The sequence below is a fragment of the Enterococcus sp. DIV1090 genome, assembly GCF_050537975.1.
GTDB classification, from domain to species: domain Bacteria; phylum Bacillota; class Bacilli; order Lactobacillales; family Enterococcaceae; genus Enterococcus; species Enterococcus faecalis.
This window is the reverse complement of sequence record NZ_CP172917.1, coordinates 1239723-1259868: the sequence shown is the minus strand read 5'-3', so window position 1 is coordinate 1259868 and position 20146 is coordinate 1239723. Positions and strand designations below refer to the sequence as shown.

The following is a 20146-nucleotide window of genomic DNA, read 5'->3' as shown; positions in this document are numbered from 1 at the left end:
TACGATTCCTCCTTTTTATCGATACCACTGAGACAATTCTTCTTTTCGATTGACATTTTTAAGTTGATTCTCTTTTGATAGTTGCACCGTTTTTACAGATAGATGCTCAAATTCTTGCCGAATCTGATAGTTATTTTGCGCAAGCTGTTTTTGAAATGTTGGTAAACAAGAACATCGATAAAAGCCAAATAATGGTTCTTGACGACCTTCAAAATCAAAGATTGTTACTTGATTTTGTCCACGCTTAGAGGCTAACTGATACACAAGTTTAGGAGAAAAAGTTGGTATATCACAGGCAATTACAAACACTTCAGCTTTCTGAGTATAGTTCATTGCTGTCACAATCCCACCTAATGGCCCCTTTCCAAGATACATATCTTGAATGATTGTGCATTTTCTAAACGCCTTAGGAAATTTTTGACTATCATTCGTTACTAAAATAACCTCTTCGAACAGTTCCATTAACTTTTCAGCTGTTTGCAAGATCACGTATTGCCCTTGAATTTTCAATAATGCTTTATCAAATCCCATCCGTGAACTTTTCCCGCCGCATAACAGCACTGCTGTACAATCAGCAATAATTTTCGCCACCCCTTTACCATAATTTTTATTAGTTCAAAAAAATATTTTTTAGTCATGTATTAAGTCTATTATAAGACATCCCTCGTACAAGTCAATTCCTTTTAAAAAAAAAGAACGAGAAAAAGAGCGACTCTTTTTCTCGTTCTACCTTATTCATCTGTTTGACGTTTTATTTCTTCAATCTCAATGCGTAATGATTTTCGTTTCTCAATGGCGACATAAACCAATCCAATCAAAAAGGGTAACACAAAGCTACCAAATCGATACAGTAAAACAGATGCTACAGCATCAACATTGCCGACCAATGGTTTAAACAACAATAAGTAAACAAATTCAAATGGGCCAATGCCAGCAGGTGTTGGAATAACTCCTGAAAGAATAACAGCAAAACTGGTAAAGGACATCACTAATAATAAATCAATATTCGGGTGATTTTCTACTAAAACAATGTAAGGAATAATGTACCAAAATAATAATTTAAATACATTCCATGAAAAGATTCGAAGCAACGCTGAGCGATCTTGTGTAATTGTTTGGACAGCAGCCCGCAAGGAATAGATTTGTAAATTACAATTATCCACCCAATCTCTTAGTTTTGGTCGTTTAAACCAACGATTGGCAAACTTAACCAATAAAACTTGCAACTTTAAGCTACTAGATAAAATAAGTAATGCTGCAATTATTACTAATGTTAAAATAACACCTGCTAAAATGAATGGAATCATCTTAGGCGCATTTTCATAAAACAGGGAAAATTGAATAATCAAACCAATAATTGCTAAAAAAATCACGGCTGCTTTGTACATAATCATATGTAATGCCGTTATCCCTACACTTTTAGAAACAGGAATTCCCTTTTTCTTATAAAAATAAATTTCTGAAAGCAAGGTTCCCGTGCCAAATGAAATAATCCGATAAAATGCTACATAACAAGAAGTAAAAAAACCATCCACTGTCGTAAAGTCTTTGTTAAAATAACGAGCTATTTCCTTGATTGAGCGCCCTTCTGCAAATTGATAAACTACTCCAAAAAAAATAACAGCAATCAGCACCAGCCAACTCGTTTCCATCAGTTGAGCAAAAATATCACTTAATGAATTATCCATGACATAAAAGATTACGCCTAAAACGATAATCATTAACAACATATTTAAGCCAATTTTTACTTTTCCTTTCATCGCTTCTCCTTTTTTGTTCTTACTTAAACGTTAGATAGATGCAACTAATCATCGCGATTACGCCAATTGAATAACACAATGCAAAAACTGGTTTTTGGGTTTTATGATGAAATTTCTTTTGTCCCATTAGCCCACCTAGACCGCCACCGACAAGTCCTATCGTCAATAAGCGGCGTTCTGGAATACGCCAGTTCCCACGTTTTGCTTGTTTTTTATCATAACCCATCATACTAAACAATACTAAATTAATGACGAGGAAATAAATGATTACTATCCACTGAAGCATCCTTTCTGGCCTCCTAACTAGTTACTGTACTAGGATACCTTGTTCTGATTCTAATTGCAAAAAAATTTTCAATGACTCATGAAACTACAACAGGAAAGTAAGTTCTCGGTTGCCCGTTTTCTTACTTTCCTATTGAGTGCCTCATTTATTTTGCATTTAATTCAGCAATTTTAATAATCACATTGGTCGCTTTTTCCATGGCTTGTAATGAAACAAATTCAAAACGGCCATGCATATTTTCGCCACCAGCAAAGATATTTGGTGTTGGAATCCCTAAATAAGAAATTTTTGAGCCATCCGTTCCACCGCGAACAGGTTCAATAATTGGTTGAATTGACAATTCTTCCATTGCTTGTTTAGCAATTTCGACAATGGACATATCTTTTTCAATCACTTCTCGCATATTATAGTATTGATCAAATAAATCAACTTTGATTCGTTCTTCATCAAATGGTGCATTCAATGTTTGCTGAATTTCTTTAATTTTAGCTTTACGTGCTTCAAAAATCTCGCGATTGTGATCGCGAATAATATACGTCATTGTAGCTTCTTCTGGCGTTCCAGCAAACGCTGCTAAATGATAAAAGCCTTCTTCACCTTCTGTTTTTTCTGGAACTTCGTCAGCAGGTAAGGCATTATGGAAATCAATTCCTAATTGTAACGCATTAATCATTGTATTTTTTGCTGTTCCTGGATGAACGTTTTTCCCTTGAATTGTAATTTCTGCTTGCGCCGCATTAAACGTTTCAAATTGTAATTCACCTACTGGTCCGCCATCCATTGTATAAGCAAAATCCACGTTAAATTGAGCGACATCAAATTTGTCGGCACCTACACCAATTTCTTCGTCAGGACCGAAAGCCACACGAATGGTGCCATGTTTAATTTCTGGGTGATTAATTAAATATTCCATGGCTGTCATTATTTCCGCAATACCTGATTTATCATCAGCCCCTAATAAAGTGGTACCATCGGTTGTGATAAGTGTTTCACCACGATAATTTTTTAAGTTAGGAAAGTCTTTCGTATTTAAAGTGAATTTGCCTTCTTTATCTAAAGGAATCGTTGATTCTCCGTCATAGTTCTCAACAATTTGCGGAGAAACATTCACTGCATTAAAATCAGCGGTATCCATATGGGCAATAAAGCCGATTGAACGAACGTCTTTCTCCACGTTACTAGGTAACGTAGCAATCACAAAACCATTTGTTTCGTTATAAATAACATCGCTCATCCCTAATTCTTCTAATTCTTTTTTTAAGGTTTGTGCAAAGGCTACTTGCGTTTGTGTTGATGGTGTCGTTGTGCTTGTTGCATCTGAGCGTGTTTCTGTTTTCACATAGCGTAAAAAACGAGGTAATAGATTTTCATACATAAAAGAACACTCCTTTAATCTTCATTTTTTTATTTAAAACGAAATGGGTTGGTATTCGCTTCTGATTCAAAAATGGATACAGCCCACTCATTTTCTTGTTTCCATTGATTCATTAATTCCACAAGTTTTGGCTTACAAAGCGCTTCAATGTAATGACCAGGATCGATAACTGGTAAATCTTCAGCAATCATGTCATGTGCCGTATGATAATACACATCACCAGTAATATAGACATCGGCTTGTTTACGTAATGCATCATGATAGAATTTTTCACCACTTCCACCACAAATGGCTACCCGTTGAATCATTTTAGTATCATCTTTTGCAATGACCCGCAAGCCATCCAATTGGAAAGCTTCCTTGACTTGCTGTACAAAATCAGAGAGTCTCACAGGCTTGTCTAATACTCCAACCCGACCTAAACCAAATTCTTTTGATTGATTTTCAATGGTATAAACATCATACGCCGGTTCTTCATAAGGATGCGCCTGTAACATAGCTGCAAGAACTTGTTCTTGCTTAGTTTCAGGGAAAATCACTTCGATTTTTGCTTCTTGAACGACACTTTCTTGACCAATTTCGCCAATCGTGGGATTTGCTCCTTGTGTTGGTGTAAAACGTCCTGTTCCAATTAAAGAGTAACTTGTTTTAGAATAATCACCTTGAGACCCGGCGCCAGCTAGACCTAAAGCTTCTCTCATTTGCGGAGCTTCATCAATTGGCACAAAAACGGCTAATTTTTTATAAGGAACAGTATGTGTTTTAGTTAAAAAGGTGGTCTGTTTAATTCCCAATAATTCACAAAACCAATCATTTAGCCCATTGTCAATAATATCCATATTAGTATGCGCTGCGTAAACAGCAATATCGTGTTTTAATAAATCAGCGTACATTTTTTCTTGAAAATTATCTGTGGTTAATCGCTTAACTGGGCGGAAAATAGGTGGGTGTTTCGCAATAATTAAATCAACCTGCTTCTCAATTGCTTCTGCAACGACCTCAGGACGAACATCTAAGGTAACCATCACATTTTCAATTGGTTTATCTAACGTACCAATGTGCAAGCCCACAGGATCTCCCGTTTCTGCTAACCATTCGGGACAATAGTCATTGAAGCGTCGAATCAATGTCTTACCGTTCACAGCCATTGGCCAGTACCTCCTCAATTAATTGTTGGTCTTGCTGTAGTTTCGCTTGCTTTTCAATATGTTCTCCACTTGCTTTTGCTAGTTGTGCAAGAACAGTTTTGCGCTGTTTTAATTCTCGTTGCCATTTTTTGGTAAAAACGGGTCCTTGTTTTTTAATTAAAACTGGCCCAAATAGTAATTCTTGGTCCGTATAAGAAACGGATTGCTCTGTTTTTTCGGCTACGATAATTTCATACAACTTACGGTTTTCTTCCACGATTGTTTCATCAATAATACTGTAGTCGTTTGCCATTAACCAGCGGCGTAAAGTTGGTTCACCAATATTCGGTTGTAAAACAAGGCGTTCCTTCCCTGTTAAACGATTTTTTTTGCGTCCAGCTTCTAAAATATCTCGGATTAATGTGCCGCCCATTCCACAAATACTAATGACGTCTATTTGATCTTCAGGTTCAATTGCATCTAGCCCGTTCGCTAAACGTACGATAATTTTATCCGTCAAATTGGATTTACTGACTTGGGTTTTGGCAGATTGATAAGGTCCTTCTACCACTTCCCCAGCCACAGCAAAAGACAGTTTATTTTCTAACATTAAAGCAACTGGTAAATAAGCATGGTCTGAACCAATGTCTGCTAAGCGACTTCCTCTAGGGATTAAATCACCAACCGTTGCGAGACGTTTTGATAATTGATTTTCATTCATATTTTTGATTCCTCCGTTGCTTATTATACCATTGTCAATTGAAGATGAAAACTTACACATTCGTGCAATCTACTGTTTTCTCTCCTTAATCACTTATAAAAAAGAACCCCCTTCAAAATCAATTTCATAACTTTGAAGAGGGCTGTCATTATTGCTATAAAGAGCATTCTCCTTATATTAATAATAGGGAAAACATTTTTAATTAGGCATTTGCCAACCAGTTTTCAACTTCTGCTAAGGCATCCGCAATCCCTGCTGGATTTTTCCCACCAGCTTGAGCCATATCAGGACGACCACCGCCGCCACCGCCAACTTTTGGCGCAATTGCTTTGATTAAGTCACCGGCTTTTAAGCCTTTTCCGTTCATGTCTTTTGTCATAGCCGCTAACAAGCTTACTTTTTCATCTTGTGCAGTTGCTAGAACTAGTACATCAGACAATTCTTTTTGTTTCCATTGGTCAGCCAATTGGCGTAATTGATTCATGTCTTTAACATTGACTTGAGCGGCAATATAACGAACACCATTGATGTCTTTGACATCTTTAAAAATGTCACCAGCTTGTTGGTTCGCTAATTTGCCTGCCAATTGTTCGTTTTCTTTTTGTAGATCACGTAATTGTTGTTGCAATTGCTCTGTTTTCGTAACCACTTCTTTTAATTGAGGTGATTTAACTAATGTAGCAATCTCTTTCAATTGACGTTCTTCTTCTTGTAAAAGTTGATACGCTTCTTTACTCGTCACTGCTTCAATACGGCGTACTCCTGCACCAATTCCAGATTCAGAAACAATTTTGAAAATCCCGATATCTTCTGTATTAGCAACGTGTGTTCCACCACATAATTCGATAGAGTAATCCCCAATATTAACTACACGGACTTCTTTGCCATATTTTTCGCCAAATAACGCCATTGCGCCCATGTTTTTCGCTGTATCAATATCTGTTTCAATTGTGACAACAGGAATAGCTTCCCAGATTTTTTCGTTAACGATGGCTTCCATCCGCGCTAGTTCTTCTGATGTAACTTGCCCAAAATGAGTAAAGTCAAAACGTAGATGTCCTGGTGCAACTAATGAGCCTGCTTGGTTGGCATGCTCCCCTAACACATCTTTTAAAGCACGATGCAATAAATGGGTTGCCGTATGATTTTTCAAAATACGTGTCCGCATCCGTTCGTCCACTTGCAATTGATAAATTTGGCCTTCTGCTAATGGCGCCAAAACTTCTACTTTGTGTAAAAATTGACCATTTGGTGCTTTTTTCACATCCACCACGTTGGCAACGACTTCCCCTGCGGTATTTTTTACATAGCCGCGGTCAGCAATTTGTCCACCCATTTCAGCATAAAATGGTGTTTCAGCAAAAATTAATTCGGCTGTTCCTGCAGATGCTTCATTTACTAGTGCGTCACCTTGAATAATAACAAATAATTCACTATCATGTGTTAATTCTGTATAGCCAACAAATTTACTTTCTACTTTAATATCTGTTAATAAAGCAGATTGAACACCCATTGAAGTTTCTTTACTGCGGGCAGAACGAGCGCGTTCACGCTGTGCTTCCATTTCTGTTTCAAACCCAGCATGATCGACTTTCAAGCCTTCATCTTCCGCAACTTCTTCCGTTAATTCTACGGGGAAGCCAAAAGTATCATAAAGTTTGAAGATAATTTTTCCATCTAATGTATCGCCTTTTGCATCTTTAACTTCTTTAATAACCTCATTTAACATGCTTAAACCTTCATTGATGGTTTCATGGAAACGTTCTTCCTCTGTCCGAACCACTTTTTCGATGAAGTCTTTTTGTTGTAATACTTCTGGATAGTAGCTTACCATGATTTCGCCAACAACAGGCACTAATTTGTATAAAAAGGCTTCATTAATGCCTAATTTTTTCCCGTGCATTACCGCACGACGTAATAAACGACGTAACACATAGCCACGACCTTCATTTGAAGGAAGCGCACCATCACCAATTGCAAAGGATAAGGCACGAATATGGTCAGCAATCACTTTAAAGGAAACATCCGTTTGTGGTGCATCTCCATATTTCACGTTGGTTCCTAAAGCTTCTACCGCATGAATGATTGGCATAAATAAATCAGTTTCAAAATTTGTTGGTGCATCTTGAATGATAGATACAACACGTTCCAAGCCCATGCCCGTATCAATGTTTTTATGTGGTAATGGTTCATACGTATCTTCTGGTGTATGGTTAAATTCAGAGAACACTAAGTTCCAAATTTCTAAATAGCGTTCATTTTCGCCACCAGGATAATTTTCTGGATCATCTTCTGGAATATCTAAAAATTCTTCGCCGCGATCATAAAAGATTTCCGTATCCGGACCACTTGGACCAGCACCGATATCCCAGAAGTTATCTTCTACATCAATAATATGATCTTCAGATAAACCAACTTCATCACGCCAAATGCGTTTTGCTTCTGTATCTTTCGGATAAACAGTCACATATAATTTTTCTGGGTCAAAAGCAAGCCATTCAGCACCAGTTAAAAATTCCCAAGCCCAGTGAATCGCTTCATTTTTAAAATAATCTCCAATTGAGAAGTTCCCTAACATTTCAAACATTGTATGATGACGAGCCGTTTTCCCAACATTCTCAATATCATTTGTACGAATAGATTTTTGAGCATTCGTAATTCTTGGATTTTCTGGCACAACAGAGCCATCAAAATATTTTTTCAAGGTCGCAACACCAGAGTTAATCCATAATAATGTTGGATCGTTTACTGGTACTAAAGAAGCGCTTGGTTCTACAGAATGTCCTTTAGACTTAAAGAAGTCTAAATACATTTGACGAACTTGACTACTTGTTAATTCTTTCATTGATTTTCCTACTTTCTATTAATAATTAACTATTTATGTTTTGTACCCTCTTAAGTGGCAGATTGTGAACACAAAAAACACCATTGCAGTCAAGGACGATTGCTCGCGGTACCACCTTGATTGCAATGATGTTGGATCATTACCTCTTAAGCTCTATAACGCAGAGTCGCGTTGATATTTCTATCAAGTCCATCTAAAGGGAGCAAGTAAATTTATCTGATGCCCTTCTCTCAGCAATGAACGGCTTTCTGTGATCAAAATAAGATTCCTCATATCCTTTAGCTTATAGTCAAAAGTATAAGAAAGATCTGCTAAAAAGTCAATTGTTTTCGTAGGAATCTTTCCTTACTGAGCTGTTTCAAATAACGTTTGCTCTAAATAAGGCAAAATTTGTTCATTTATTTGATACCCTTTTCCCCAAGAGGTTGTAATAATCTCTTCGTTCATACCTGCATCACTAAATTTTTGTTTCACTCGTTTACATACGAAAGACAGCTGCGATTTTGTAGAAGCATCTGGCTCTTTCTGCCAAAGCAAGCGACAAATTTGATCACGATCCAACCCTTCGTGGGCATGCTGATACAAGATTTTTAAAAAGCGTTGCTCGTTTTTTGTAAAGCGAATCTTTTTTACTTGGTCATCAAGTAGCTCGGCTGTGACTTCGGCAAAACTTTGATCGACAGTGTCAATTTTTTCACGAATATCTTCCAATGAATCTTTGAGGCCTAACCACCGGATAATACCTCTTTCCTGCCAAATCTCTGCTTCACGTTTATTACACATCGATTGTGAACGTCGATAAATCGGCTTCTCTAACGATGAAAGACTTCCTAATAATCTCAAGCAATCGTTCTGAGAAAGTGTTTCGCTTAATACAATTGCATCAAAATAATTAAAAAAAGTTAACTCATGTTCTATAGTTTCTTCACAGCAGTTCGTACAAAAGACTTCATAATTTAAATGTTGTAATTGCTGCTGAAATGTTTGCTCAACTAAAATGTTCTTTGTTAATACCAAAATCCTTCTCATTTCTTCTTTCCTCCTAGAACTCTTTCTGCTACCAATAACTAAACGCACCAATCAAAATACGTTACCAAATCGCGTGTTTTCTCCATCGATTGGTTAATAAACACCTTTTTATCTTCATCTCTCTTCGCTCCTTTATTCTTTATTTTGGTGGTTATTTATATTATATTAGAAAATGATTTTTTTTGTGTGTAAAATTTTTTTATCCTCCGTAAAAAAAAATGAATTTCCTTTAATATCAACTAATAAAGCTGATTTTTTAACAAAAAAAGTGCCGAAACTTCCTACTTTTTGCTAAAACACGCCAAAAATTCTGTAATTTTATTATTTTTTTCTTGAGAAAACATCAAAATGTTGATGTTTAACACTAACATTTTGATGTTTTCGACAAAAATCTTTACAATTAATCGGTAATTTTCTCTACTTTTAACGATAATTACTTTTAAAAAAGAGTTATTTTAAAAGTGACTTAAATATTTATCATATAAAAAGTAAGGGACTAAAATCTTTACGATTCTAGTCCCTTACTTTTTATAATCCACAACGTTTTTAGTTAGAAGAATTCTTTTTTGCTTTTCTAGCAGAACGATCTTTTTGACGACGTTCAATTTTACGTTTTTTCTTATTGCTGTCTTCAATTGCCCAATTAATTTTTTTCTTGTATCCTGGTTTAATTTTTTTCTTTTTCTTTTTCACTAAACCAATTAACGTTGGGTCTAATTCTTCTCGAGATTTTTCTCGTTTTGTTCGACGGTTGCGATCATACGTCTCTACAATCTCACCATTTTTAATTTCTTTTGGTTTGAAAGAAACACCTAACTGCTCAATCTGAGTAATCGCTTCATCATCTGCTGGTGAATATAATGTTATGGCAGTCCCATTCAATCCATTACGTCCTGTGCGGCCAACCCGATGGATAAAGAAGTCCAATTCATGTGGAACTTCTGCATTGATGACATGTGAAACTCCTTCAATATCAATCCCACGTGCGGCTAAATCAGTAGCTACCACATATTGGTAGTCAAGATTTTGAACTTGACGCATCACACGTTTTCTTTCGCGTGGTGTAATGTCTCCATGAATTTTGGCAACTTTTAGGCCCTGATCTTTTAAGTAATCGGTGATTTCATCAACTCTTTGTTTAGTATTTGCAAAAACAATCGCTAAATAAGGATGCCCGATAGTCAATAATTGATAAATTATTTGATTGCTGTTTTTTCCTTTGGTGGAAATCAACCAATTGTCAATTGTTTCTGAAATAACTGCTTTTGGTTTGATATGTTCAATCACTGGATTTTCTAAATATTTTTTTAAAAATGGTCGTAATTTTTCTGGAATGGTTGCAGAAAAAACGAGCATTTGTAATTTTTCTGGCAAACGACCCGCAATTTGATCGACTTCTGCTAAAAAGCCCATATCTAATGTCATGTCTGCTTCATCGACAACAAAGGCAAAAGCCGTATGCACTTTCAAGGCTTGTTCATTCATCATATCTAAAATACGCCCTGGTGTACCAATCACCACATGAGGTTGCTGATGCTTTAATTTATTTAATTGACGTTGTTTATCTGTTCCGCCAACAAAATTTGACACTCGAATTTCTGGTTGACTGAAACGAGCCAGTTGCTGCGCTTCTTGATAAATTTGATTGGCTAATTCACGACTAGGCGCAGTAATCACAATTTGTACTTCGTCGATAGTTGGCTTAACTTTATCCATTAATGGAAGTAAAAAAGTATGCGTCTTTCCACTTCCTGTTTGCGATTGTCCAATGACACTTTTCCCTTTCTTAATGATTGGGATCAATTTTTCTTGGACTTCTGTTGGTTCTTCAAACCCTTTTTCTGCGAGTGCTTCGTTGATAAAAGGTTGAAATTGAAATTGTTTAAATGAAGGCACTTGCCTCACCTCTTCTCGTTAAATTCTTTATGCACTTTGGCATTATAACACAAAAACAACTTTTACTCACCTGCTGATTCCTTTGTTTTCGCAACTTCTAATGTACTGACTGTATAAGTATGGCTGGCTTTTTCATAAAACAACCGCCGTTTTTTACGAATCAAGGTTAACAAAACGTTGATCAAAAATAGTAAATATAAAATTAAACAGAACAAATACAGAAGCAACGACACCATTTGCAACATCCGATTAGAAGAATTCAATAAATCAGTGGCATTAGCTAGATAAATACTAATTAAACCATACACAAAATACAAATAACCGTAGCGAACAAACAAGGCTTTTAAACGAATTTTTTCATGTCCTGTTTCAACCACCCGAATGCGAACAACTTTTTTCCCTAACGTTTGACCATTTGTCAGTTTCATCATGACGATAAAGACCGCAAACACCATGATAAAGAACCACATCCGATCTGAAAAAATCGGATAATTGGTTGCCCAATTTTTATAAGCTGGAATGAAATTTAGTCCAAAAACGAGCAGGCCTTGCACAAAGCCAATCACCAACCAATCAATCCCCCATGCAAAGAAACGTCTTAACAGGCTAACTGTCTGACCTTTTTCATAAGAGGTGGCATCAATTTCTTCTCTTGTTGGCAATAAAAAGGTAAAGAGCGGCGTCAACCAATAACCGACCATGCCTCCGACGGTATTATTAATTAAATCATTGACATCCGCCAGGCGATACGAACGTGGATAAATAAAATAAAGGCCAGATAACTGTGTTAATTCAAAAAATAATGACAATAAAAAACTCGCAAGAACTGTTTTTAAAAATGAACATTTGAAATAATACCGTAAATACACACCAAAAGGTAAAACTAATAAAACATTAAACAGTGGTTCTAAAACGGCATGCTGTTTTAATGCTGGCAAATACGTACTAGGATCTTTGAGCGAAAAAACAGTTTCATTTAAAATCCCTGAAATAAAATGAAAAGGCCGCAGTTCCATTGTTGGTCCTGTGTATTGAGCCACTTCTGCCCGAGATGGCAACGGTAAAATTACCAAGAAATAGGCACATAATAAATAAAAAACAAATGAATACAAAATCATTGCTCGTGTCCAAACAAAGGAACCATATTTGCGGTATTCATAGATTAATAATGCCCCAGAAATAAAAAATGCTAGAAACGGGAAAATAATGATTGCCCATTTAATTGGTTCGCTATATACTGCCATAAAAATTCCTCCAAGATAAACAATTTCAAGTATGAATGCCTCAATAACACTATACTTGTTTCTAAAAAAATGTACCAACAATAAATTTTATTTTGCAAATCCTCTCCTTTGCAGTATCATTAAGAAAAAGGAGGACGTTCTCATGTTACAGCCATATTTTGCGTTTGGAGTGCCGCTATTTTTACTTGTGCTCTACTTACTCTTTGCACTGATTCACCGTCAAACAACGATTCATTATTTACGGTTTATTTTGTTACTTATTTCAACATTTCTCATGGTTTTTAGTTTCCAAGTATTGCAAGAATCATGGACCATCAACCCTGAAACGTTAAAAGATGCCGCTTATTCTCCGCAATGGTTATGGATTCCTTTAGGTATCGGGTTAATCCTCACACTTTACAACGCTTGGCACGGCCTTCGTACAATGATAAAATACAAGACCGATAAACATTAGTAAGAGTCTAGGACGATGGTTGTGTCCTAGACTCTTACTGTCTCATCATTCAAATGAAATTTAATTTTTCTTAACAAACTCTGATTTTAACTTCATTGGACCAAAGCCATCTACCTTACAGTCGATGTTATGATCACCTTCCACTAAACGAATGTTTTTCACTTTTGTGCCTTGTTTAATTGCGCCACTGGCACCTTTAACTTTCAAATCTTTGATTACAGTAACACTGTCACCATCCGCTAAAAGATTGCCATTTGAGTCCTTGACTACTAAGCCTTCTTCTGCAACTTCTTCTGTTGGTGACCATTCATGACCGCATTCTGGACAAATAAATAATCCGCGATCTTCATAGGCATATGCCGACCCACATTCAGGGCAGTTTGGTAATTGCTCTGTCATTAACGTTCTCCTTTGTAAAAAATAATTCTTTTTCATTTTACCTTATTTTCTAGTGAATGAAAAGTAGTCCTAATGATTTATCAACGTCCGATAACTACTTTCTAATTACTTATTTATTTTTGAGCCCACTCTTGGCAAGCTGCTTGGATTTCTTGGTAAATCACTTCAATTTCAGCCGCATCACGTGCATTAGCGCCACTTGCCAAAGGATGGCCGCCGCCATGATGTTTTTTAGCAATTGTATTAATGATTGGTCCTTTGGAACGTAACCGAACGCGATAATAACCTTCCGGCTGTTCAACAAAGATTGCCCATGAGAGAACATCTTCAATTTTTCCTGGCATTGAAACAATGGCTGCCGTTTCAGAATCGACAATATCATAACTGTTTAAAATACTTTGTGGTAAAACGACACGAGCAGCGCCATTTGCGTCGATTTCTAAATTTTGATAAATATAACCCGCTAATTTAGCAACCTTTAAAGGCATTTGGTCTAACTCACGATTTAAGTCTGCGGCATTAAAGTTAAACGTACGCAATTGCGCAGCGACAGCGAGTGTATGCGCCGAAGTGGAAGGATAAAGAAAACGTCCTGTATCCCCCACAATCCCAGCATACAATAAACGAGCTGCATTATCTGTCATCGTTAATTCTGCTAAATGCTGTTGCCAAAAATCAACAATAATTTCACTACAACTACTTGCATTTGTATTCACCCAAACTAAATCTCCATAAGGTTCATCATTCGGATGATGATCGATTTTAATTAATTGATCGCCTAAAGAAAAACGCGCATCACTAATTCTTGGAGCATTTGCAGTATCTGTTACAATGACTAATGCACCTCGATAGACATCGTCAGTAATAACGTCCATTTCAGCTAAAAACTCTAAGCCTTCCACTGGTCCGCCTACTTGATAAATATTTTTTTCAGGAAAGCTCGCTCTTAAGAGTTCTGCTAACCCAACCTGTGAGCCAATTGCATCTGGGTCGGGCCTTTGATGTCTATGAATAATAATTGTTTCATATTGTTTAATTGCTGCCATAATTTCTTTTACTACGTCCATTCTTTGTAGCCTCCTACGTTCTCTCCATCACTTGGCAAACAACAATTGCTTTTGCCACAATGACATTTTCTAAATAAACTTCAATATCTAATTTTGCAGAGCGACGACCAATTTCTAAAATCCGTGGACGAATGTCCAATTCACTTTCCAACTGGATTAGCCGCAAATAATGTAGATTCACTTGTTCAATTAGTACATTTCTTTTTTGATTCATCAACATTGTTCGTTGTGTCACGTTAGAAATAATTTCACTTAGGACACCGAACGAGATGGTACCAACACTGTTAACCATTTGGGGCGCAACCGAAAAACGAAAACGGGTTGTTTCTTTGCCATTTTCTTCAACAGGCATCACTTCCCCGGAAATTTGATCTGAAATTGTATCTGCAATTTGTGGTTGTCGTTGCACCAATTGCATAGCTTTCATCACATCTTGGCGAGAAACAATCCCAACAAGCGCTAAATCATCTTCCACCACCGGCATGACTTCTAGACCATCCCAAATCATTTGATGACTGACACTCGCTACACTCATCATCTTTTTCACAACATTGGGATCCTTTGTCATGACTTTATCCACGGTTAAATGTTCACTTTTACCAATGACATCTTTGGCTGTGACAATCCCCACTAAACGTAATTTCTTATTTACTACTGGGAAACGAGAATGATGGGTACTTTCAGATAATGCCTGATAATCTGCAATCGTTTGAGTTGTCAACAAATAATTGGTTTTTTCAAGCGCTGTATAAATATCACTGACGAGTAAAATGTCTTTTTTAATCAGCTGATCACTTAAAGCACGGTTAATCATAGTAGCCACAGTAAATGTATCATATGTGGTTCTCAAGACAGGCATACCCAGACGATCTGCTAACTGCGCAATCTCTTCAGATGTTTCAAATCCACCTGTAATTAAAACGGCTGCCCCATTTTCTAAAGCAAGCTTTTGCACGCCTTGGCGGTTACCAACAATCATTAAGGATCCGGGAGTAATATATCGCGTCATCGCGGTTTCTGTCATCGCACCAATTACAAATTTATTAAGGACTTTGTCTAGACCAGAGCTACCGCCTAACACATCCCCTTCAATAATACGGACCACTTCACCAAATGTTAATTTTTCAATATGTTTTTTTAACTTCCGCTCAATTCGTATCGTACCAACACGTTGAATGGTGGAAACAAGCCCAATATTTTCTGCATCTTTGATGGCCCGATACGCTGTTCCTTCACTAACACTTAAACTTTTGGCAATGCTTCGAACAGAGATTCGATCGCCAATCGGTAATTCTTCAATATGTTTTAAAATTTGATCATGTTTCGTCGCCATAATTTCCTCCTAAACTAGGATCGTCTCTCCTGGGTTTAATACTTTCCCGCCAACTACTTGCTCTACGAATATTGCTGGATTTTGTTGGATAACAGGAAAGGTATTGTAATGAATTGGAATGGTTATTTTGGGATTTAAGTAAGAGACTGCTTCTAGCGCATCCTCTGGTCCCATCGTGTAATTATCGCCAATTGGTAAGAACGCTACATCAATGGATTTGTCTTTTGCAAAAAGGCGCATATCTGAAAACAACGCCGTATCACCAGCGTGATAAATTTTTTTATCTTCTGCTTCTAAAATAATCCCACTTGCTTCGCCCATGTAGGTCATTACGCCGTCTATTTCATAACCGGAACTATGCAAAGCTGGCACAAATTTAACCGAACCAAAAGGAAAGACATAACGCCCACCTAGATTCATTCCATGCGCTTTTACCCCTTGCGACTGTGCATACGTAGCCACTTCAGCTATCGCAATAATCGTTGCCTTGTTGGCTTGAGCAATTGCTAGCATATCGCCAATATGATCGCTGTGTCCGTGGGTGATTAAGATGTAATCAGGGTGTAAATCTTCAAGTGAAACGTCCGCTAAAGGGTTGCCATTAATAAAAGGATCAAATAAAAGGTTCGTGCCGTCGTTTAGACGAATTTCAATACATGAATGTCCATGTCCTATCAGTTCCATTTGTATTCCTCCTACGGTATTTTCTACACACTCTTATGATAATTAATCGTCAAATTCATTCTTAAAAGTAGTACAGTTTAGTACAGTTTACTTTCTTTATTGTAACAGAGAATTAGAAATATACAATCGCATTTGCTTATTTTCTTAGCTAGTAAAGAAACAGACGAGAAAAATCATGAATCTTTCTCGTCTGCTTCTTTTTACTTATTTGGTTGTTTTCCGAAAACGTAAAATCGTTAATATAAAGGCCGCCACACATAATAGAAAGGCGACAAAAAAGGTTTCACGCATTCCCACAATAAATATATCTGGGCGATTAGCCAGATACGTGGTTACTCGTTCACCATAGGCTTCGCTCATGCCACGATATAAAATGGTCGTTGACAACGCAATCCCAATAACCATTCCTAAGTTTCTAGCAAAAGAATTCATACTTCCTGCTACACCTAAATCTTGCTTTTCAACACTGCTCATAACCATTGTATTGTTTGGAGACTGGAAAAGTGCATTTCCCAAGCCCATAATGGCTGTTGCAATCACATAATACCAGATGGGCGAATTCATATCTAAAAACATATACATTAACGACGTACAGCATAAAAGCAACAATCCGCCAAATGTTAAAATACCTGGGCCAATTTTATCCGTCAAATAGCCACTCAGAGGAGCCCCAACCACCATTAATAACGGAAATACCATCATTAATAGACCAGCATAACTAGCACTTAGTTTGCGTGCATCCTGCAAATAAAATGGAATGACAACATTTACAAAAAAGTTTGAGGCAAAAATTAAAACGGCGGACAATAAACTTAAAGTAAAAATTTTGTTTTTAAAAATTGCGAACTTGATAAGCGGGCTTTTTCTTTTCCGTTCAACCATTATAAATAATCCTAATGCGATTACTGCAATAATGAACAATAAATAGGATTGTAACGAGCCAAACCCGCTCTCTTGTCCGAGGAAAATCCCGCCGAAGAATGTCATAATCGCAATGGCAATACAAGCAAATCCTGGAAAATCGATTTTTTCTTTTGTTTTTGTAATATCTTTTGGTAGGAACTTTTCGCCAATTAAAATTGTAACTAGCCCCACAGGAACATTAATCCAAAAAATATACGACCAAGAAAAGTTTGATAAGATCAATCCACCAATCCCAGGACCAGCAATCGCGCCTAAAGAGACAAAGGCACCTACTGCACCAAGCGCCCGCCCTCTTTCATTTAAAGGGAATACTTCCGTAATAATTCCTGAATTGGTCGCCATGGTCATGCTAGCACCAATACTTTGAACGACTCGCGCAAATAATAGAAAGCTCAGCGATTGATTAAAGCCACAAAGTAATGAACCAATCGTAAAAATAACCGTGCCAATTCGATAAACTTTTATTTTTCCAAAACTGTCGCCAATTTTTCCAAATAATAATAAACAAGCACAGACAACCATTAAATAAATAGATACGACCCATTCCGCTTGATTCATGGGTACGGACATTTCTTTTGAAATAGTCGGTAAAGCAATATTTACAATGCTGGAATCTAATGTAGACATGAAGGTAAACATAGCCACAGAAACTAAGATCCACCAACGATTTTTCTGCACTTCAGAATCCTCTTGGTAACTTTTAATTTTCTCCATTGATTCATCCCCTCTCGCTCCAAAACAGTTTACTTACTAATAATAACTCTATTTCTTCTTTTTTTCATCGGAAATTTTCTAAAAAATCACTCATGAGATGTTCACCTTCTTATTACACGCTCGCAATTGACAACCATTCGCTTTTACGCTAATTTAAAATTAGCAAACGGAAAACGCAAGGAGGACTTGAAATGACCTTAATTTCTCGCATTAAACAACTAGCTCAGTCAAAGCAATTAACCCTCGCCCAATTAGAAAGAAACGTCGGCATTTCCAATGGACAAATTCGTCGTTGGGATACCTCTTCGCCTAAAGTAGAGAATCTTTTAAAAATAGCAGACTATTTTTCTGTCTCCTTGGACTATTTAATGGGCCGCACCCAACAAACAGAGATCAATCATCAGGCACCTATGACAAGCACACAAAAAGAGTTACATATTCACATTACTACGGAAGAGTTAACAGAAGAAGAAATTACTCAGTTAGAGGAAGAAGCAAATCGTTTCTTGCGGTTCCGTAAATTTGAAATGACAAATTCTTAAAGAACGTTCACTTCTCCTAGTCAATTGATAGCAAAAACTAGAACCTAAACAAAAAAACCACCACGACCGTCGTCTGTGGTGGAAATGAAGGTTGTTATTTACTCTTGGTAGGAGTAAGTATGAAAAAACCAATTCGGGATAATTGGCATAACGTAAGTATAGTGGTTTGTGCCTTTTTTATCATGAGTTTCAGCTATATTTTTTATAAAACTTTTATTAGAACACCATTAACAGTCCTTTATTTAGATTATTTAAAGCGTTTTCTTTTATTGAACATATTGTTTTAAACATTCGATTTCCTGTGCTACACTTACTTTTAGAAGGGGGATTTTATTATGGCAAATCAAAAAAAAGATAGCTTATCAACATTATTTTCTGAAGAAGTTCATGGACCGTTTGTTACTTTCTTGTTTAACACCCATGTCGCTCATCAAAACGTAGAAAAAGATTCGCTTGTTTTGAAAAATTTTGCAAAAGCGGCAAAAACACGCTTTGAAAAAAAATTTCCTGAGGAAAAATGGTCTGTTTTCCAAGAAAAAATTGACGCACTTCTAGCTGATGCTTCCTTCTGGCGCAACGGCACAGCAAGTGTTTCAATCATCTTATCTCCAGAAAACACCTTTGTTCAACGATTAGATGTGCCCGTTGACGATCAATATTACGTGGACACGATTCCTTATTTACTTGGACTAGTCAAAGACAAACAATTTAACTACCATTATTACCTACTTGCTCTAAATCGCGATTCAATGAAACTTTACAAGGTTGATCATACGACTGTGACTCCTGTTGAATTGCCTAAAGACGCGCCAACAGACGTGGTCACAGCTTTAGGTGATGAATTAACGGGTGGTAATTTAAACTTTTCAACTCAAGGTAGTTCTAACGGTTCTAAAGAAGGTGTCGCTTATCATAGCATCAATACTAAAGATAAAGAAGTTGAAATTGATTGGGTGAACTACTATCAAGCAGTCGATACTTTCTTAAAAGATCAACTGGATAATCCTGAAAAATTACCGCTTTATCTTTATGCTTTACCAGAAAACCAAACACTCTTTAAAAAGATTGCTAAAAATCCTTATTATGATTGCTCAATTTCAGTTGCTGCTTCACCTGCACAAGCAACCATTCAAGATATCCGCAGCGCTAGTGAAAAAATAGCTGCAGAGTTAACAGAAAAAGAAACAGCTTCTTATAACAAATTACTAGATCGTAAATTCTTAGATCAATTTACAGATATTTCGCCAGCGGCAGCTGACGGCAAAATTTCCCATCTTTTTATTGCAACGTCACTCTTTGTTACTGAAAACAATGAAATGTCATCTGAAGAGTATGATCGTCGCAAACTTTTAAACACCATTGCTTACCAAGTCATTCAAAACGGCGGTCAAGTTTTTGTTTTAGACCAAAAAGCTGCACCAGATGAAAAATCTTTAGCGGCTATCCTCCGTTATTAAAAACAGGCAAAAAGCCCATTGTAAGAAAGCGCCTTACAATGGGCTTTTTTTCTGAGCCTTATTGAAACAGCACTATAACAGCCTTATCTTCACTTTCTAGTTTTTAAAAAACATCCGATAAAAAAGAAAATAAGGTTATCGCTATACAAAAACCAGTTAGTATGCTATAGTAATAGATGTAGTTTTTGTTCGGTAATATGGGTAGCTGTTTCAAATAAACATCTTCCACATTTTTCACCTTTCAAGTAATTGCAAAATATGAATGTGTTATAACACACATCTAGGAGGA

18 protein-coding genes are annotated in these 20146 nt (G+C 36.7%); 3 read left to right on the top strand and 15 right to left on the bottom strand.

All coding sequences use genetic code 11. The features are described from left to right. Nucleotides 1-15: 15 nt before the first annotated feature. From mobA to IGL48_RS06030, 10 genes are all read right to left on the bottom strand, one after another. A complete protein-coding gene (gene mobA, locus IGL48_RS06075; protein WP_002361748.1) occupies nucleotides 16-591 on the bottom strand; it encodes a molybdenum cofactor guanylyltransferase in 576 nt (191 codons plus the stop codon). Between the two features lie 140 nt (nucleotides 592-731). Next, nucleotides 732-1760 (bottom strand): lysylphosphatidylglycerol synthase transmembrane domain-containing protein, encoded by a 1029-nt coding sequence (locus IGL48_RS06070; protein ID WP_002360426.1) that lies wholly within the window; start codon nucleotides 1758-1760, stop codon nucleotides 732-734. Between the two features lie 19 nt (nucleotides 1761-1779). Continuing rightward, nucleotides 1780-2046: a DUF1294 domain-containing protein gene (locus IGL48_RS06065; protein ID WP_002360427.1), complete on the bottom strand. Its 267-nt coding sequence runs from the start codon at nucleotides 2044-2046 to the stop codon at nucleotides 1780-1782. A gap of 145 nt (nucleotides 2047-2191) precedes the next feature. Next, the gene (gene pepT / locus IGL48_RS06060; protein ID WP_002384579.1) at nucleotides 2192-3421 is read right to left on the bottom strand and encodes a peptidase T; all 1230 of its coding nucleotides are present in this window, start codon (nucleotides 3419-3421) and stop codon (nucleotides 2192-2194) included. A gap of 29 nt (nucleotides 3422-3450) precedes the next feature. Further along, complete coding sequence (locus IGL48_RS06055; RefSeq protein WP_002374954.1) at nucleotides 3451-4569, bottom strand: Nif3-like dinuclear metal center hexameric protein; 1119 nt, start codon at nucleotides 4567-4569, stop codon at nucleotides 3451-3453. Next, nucleotides 4553-5269, bottom strand: coding sequence for a tRNA (adenine(22)-N(1))-methyltransferase (locus tag IGL48_RS06050; RefSeq protein ID WP_002357733.1), 717 nt, complete (start codon nucleotides 5267-5269; stop codon nucleotides 4553-4555). Before IGL48_RS06050 ends, IGL48_RS06055 begins: the two co-directional genes overlap by 17 nt. 202 nt (nucleotides 5270-5471) lie before the next feature. Continuing rightward, nucleotides 5472-8114: an alanine--tRNA ligase gene (gene alaS, locus IGL48_RS06045; protein ID WP_002357736.1), complete on the bottom strand. Its 2643-nt coding sequence runs from the start codon at nucleotides 8112-8114 to the stop codon at nucleotides 5472-5474. A 345-nt stretch (nucleotides 8115-8459) separates the two neighbouring features. Next, nucleotides 8460-9143 carry a helix-turn-helix domain-containing protein gene (locus IGL48_RS06040; RefSeq protein ID WP_002381934.1) on the bottom strand — a complete coding sequence of 228 codons (684 nt, stop codon included), beginning with the start codon at nucleotides 9141-9143 and terminating at the stop codon, nucleotides 8460-8462. A gap of 546 nt (nucleotides 9144-9689) precedes the next feature. Next, entirely contained in the window at nucleotides 9690-11048 is a 1359-nt protein-coding gene (locus IGL48_RS06035) for a DEAD/DEAH box helicase (RefSeq protein WP_002385937.1), read from the bottom strand. A 53-nt stretch (nucleotides 11049-11101) separates the two neighbouring features. Beyond that, nucleotides 11102-12283 (bottom strand): VanZ family protein, encoded by a 1182-nt coding sequence (locus IGL48_RS06030; RefSeq protein ID WP_002377637.1) that lies wholly within the window; start codon nucleotides 12281-12283, stop codon nucleotides 11102-11104. A gap of 55 nt (nucleotides 12284-12338) precedes the next feature. On the opposite strand from IGL48_RS06030, the gene IGL48_RS06025 reads away from it, so the two are divergent. Further along, nucleotides 12339-12737: a hypothetical protein gene (locus IGL48_RS06025; RefSeq protein WP_002382283.1), complete on the top strand. Its 399-nt coding sequence runs from the start codon at nucleotides 12339-12341 to the stop codon at nucleotides 12735-12737. A gap of 60 nt (nucleotides 12738-12797) precedes the next feature. Here the strand turns inward: IGL48_RS06025 and IGL48_RS06020 are convergent, their stop codons facing one another. From IGL48_RS06020 to IGL48_RS06000, 5 genes are all read right to left on the bottom strand, one after another. Next, nucleotides 12798-13136: a zinc ribbon domain-containing protein YjdM gene (locus IGL48_RS06020; protein ID WP_002357741.1), complete on the bottom strand. Its 339-nt coding sequence runs from the start codon at nucleotides 13134-13136 to the stop codon at nucleotides 12798-12800. 113 nt (nucleotides 13137-13249) lie between these two features. Next, nucleotides 13250-14203, bottom strand: coding sequence for a DHH family phosphoesterase (locus tag IGL48_RS06015; protein ID WP_002357742.1), 954 nt, complete (start codon nucleotides 14201-14203; stop codon nucleotides 13250-13252). Between the two features lie 13 nt (nucleotides 14204-14216). Further along, nucleotides 14217-15536 carry a DRTGG domain-containing protein gene (locus IGL48_RS06010; RefSeq protein ID WP_002357743.1) on the bottom strand — a complete coding sequence of 440 codons (1320 nt, stop codon included), beginning with the start codon at nucleotides 15534-15536 and terminating at the stop codon, nucleotides 14217-14219. 9 nt (nucleotides 15537-15545) lie between these two features. Then, a complete protein-coding gene (locus IGL48_RS06005) occupies nucleotides 15546-16220 on the bottom strand; it encodes a metal-dependent hydrolase (RefSeq protein WP_002377640.1) in 675 nt (224 codons plus the stop codon). Nucleotides 16221-16424: 204 nt separating this feature from the next. After that, nucleotides 16425-17858, bottom strand: coding sequence for an MFS transporter (locus tag IGL48_RS06000; RefSeq protein ID WP_002369482.1), 1434 nt, complete (start codon nucleotides 17856-17858; stop codon nucleotides 16425-16427). A gap of 191 nt (nucleotides 17859-18049) precedes the next feature. Here IGL48_RS06000 and IGL48_RS05995 point away from each other — a divergent pair, with 191 nt between their 5' ends. Further along, nucleotides 18050-18400, top strand: a complete 351-nt coding sequence (locus tag IGL48_RS05995; protein WP_002357747.1) for a helix-turn-helix domain-containing protein — start codon at nucleotides 18050-18052, stop codon at nucleotides 18398-18400. Nucleotides 18401-18735: 335 nt separating this feature from the next. Then, entirely contained in the window at nucleotides 18736-19857 is a 1122-nt protein-coding gene (locus IGL48_RS05990; RefSeq protein WP_002365588.1) for a hypothetical protein, read from the top strand. Nucleotides 19858-20146: the final 289 nt, after the last annotated feature.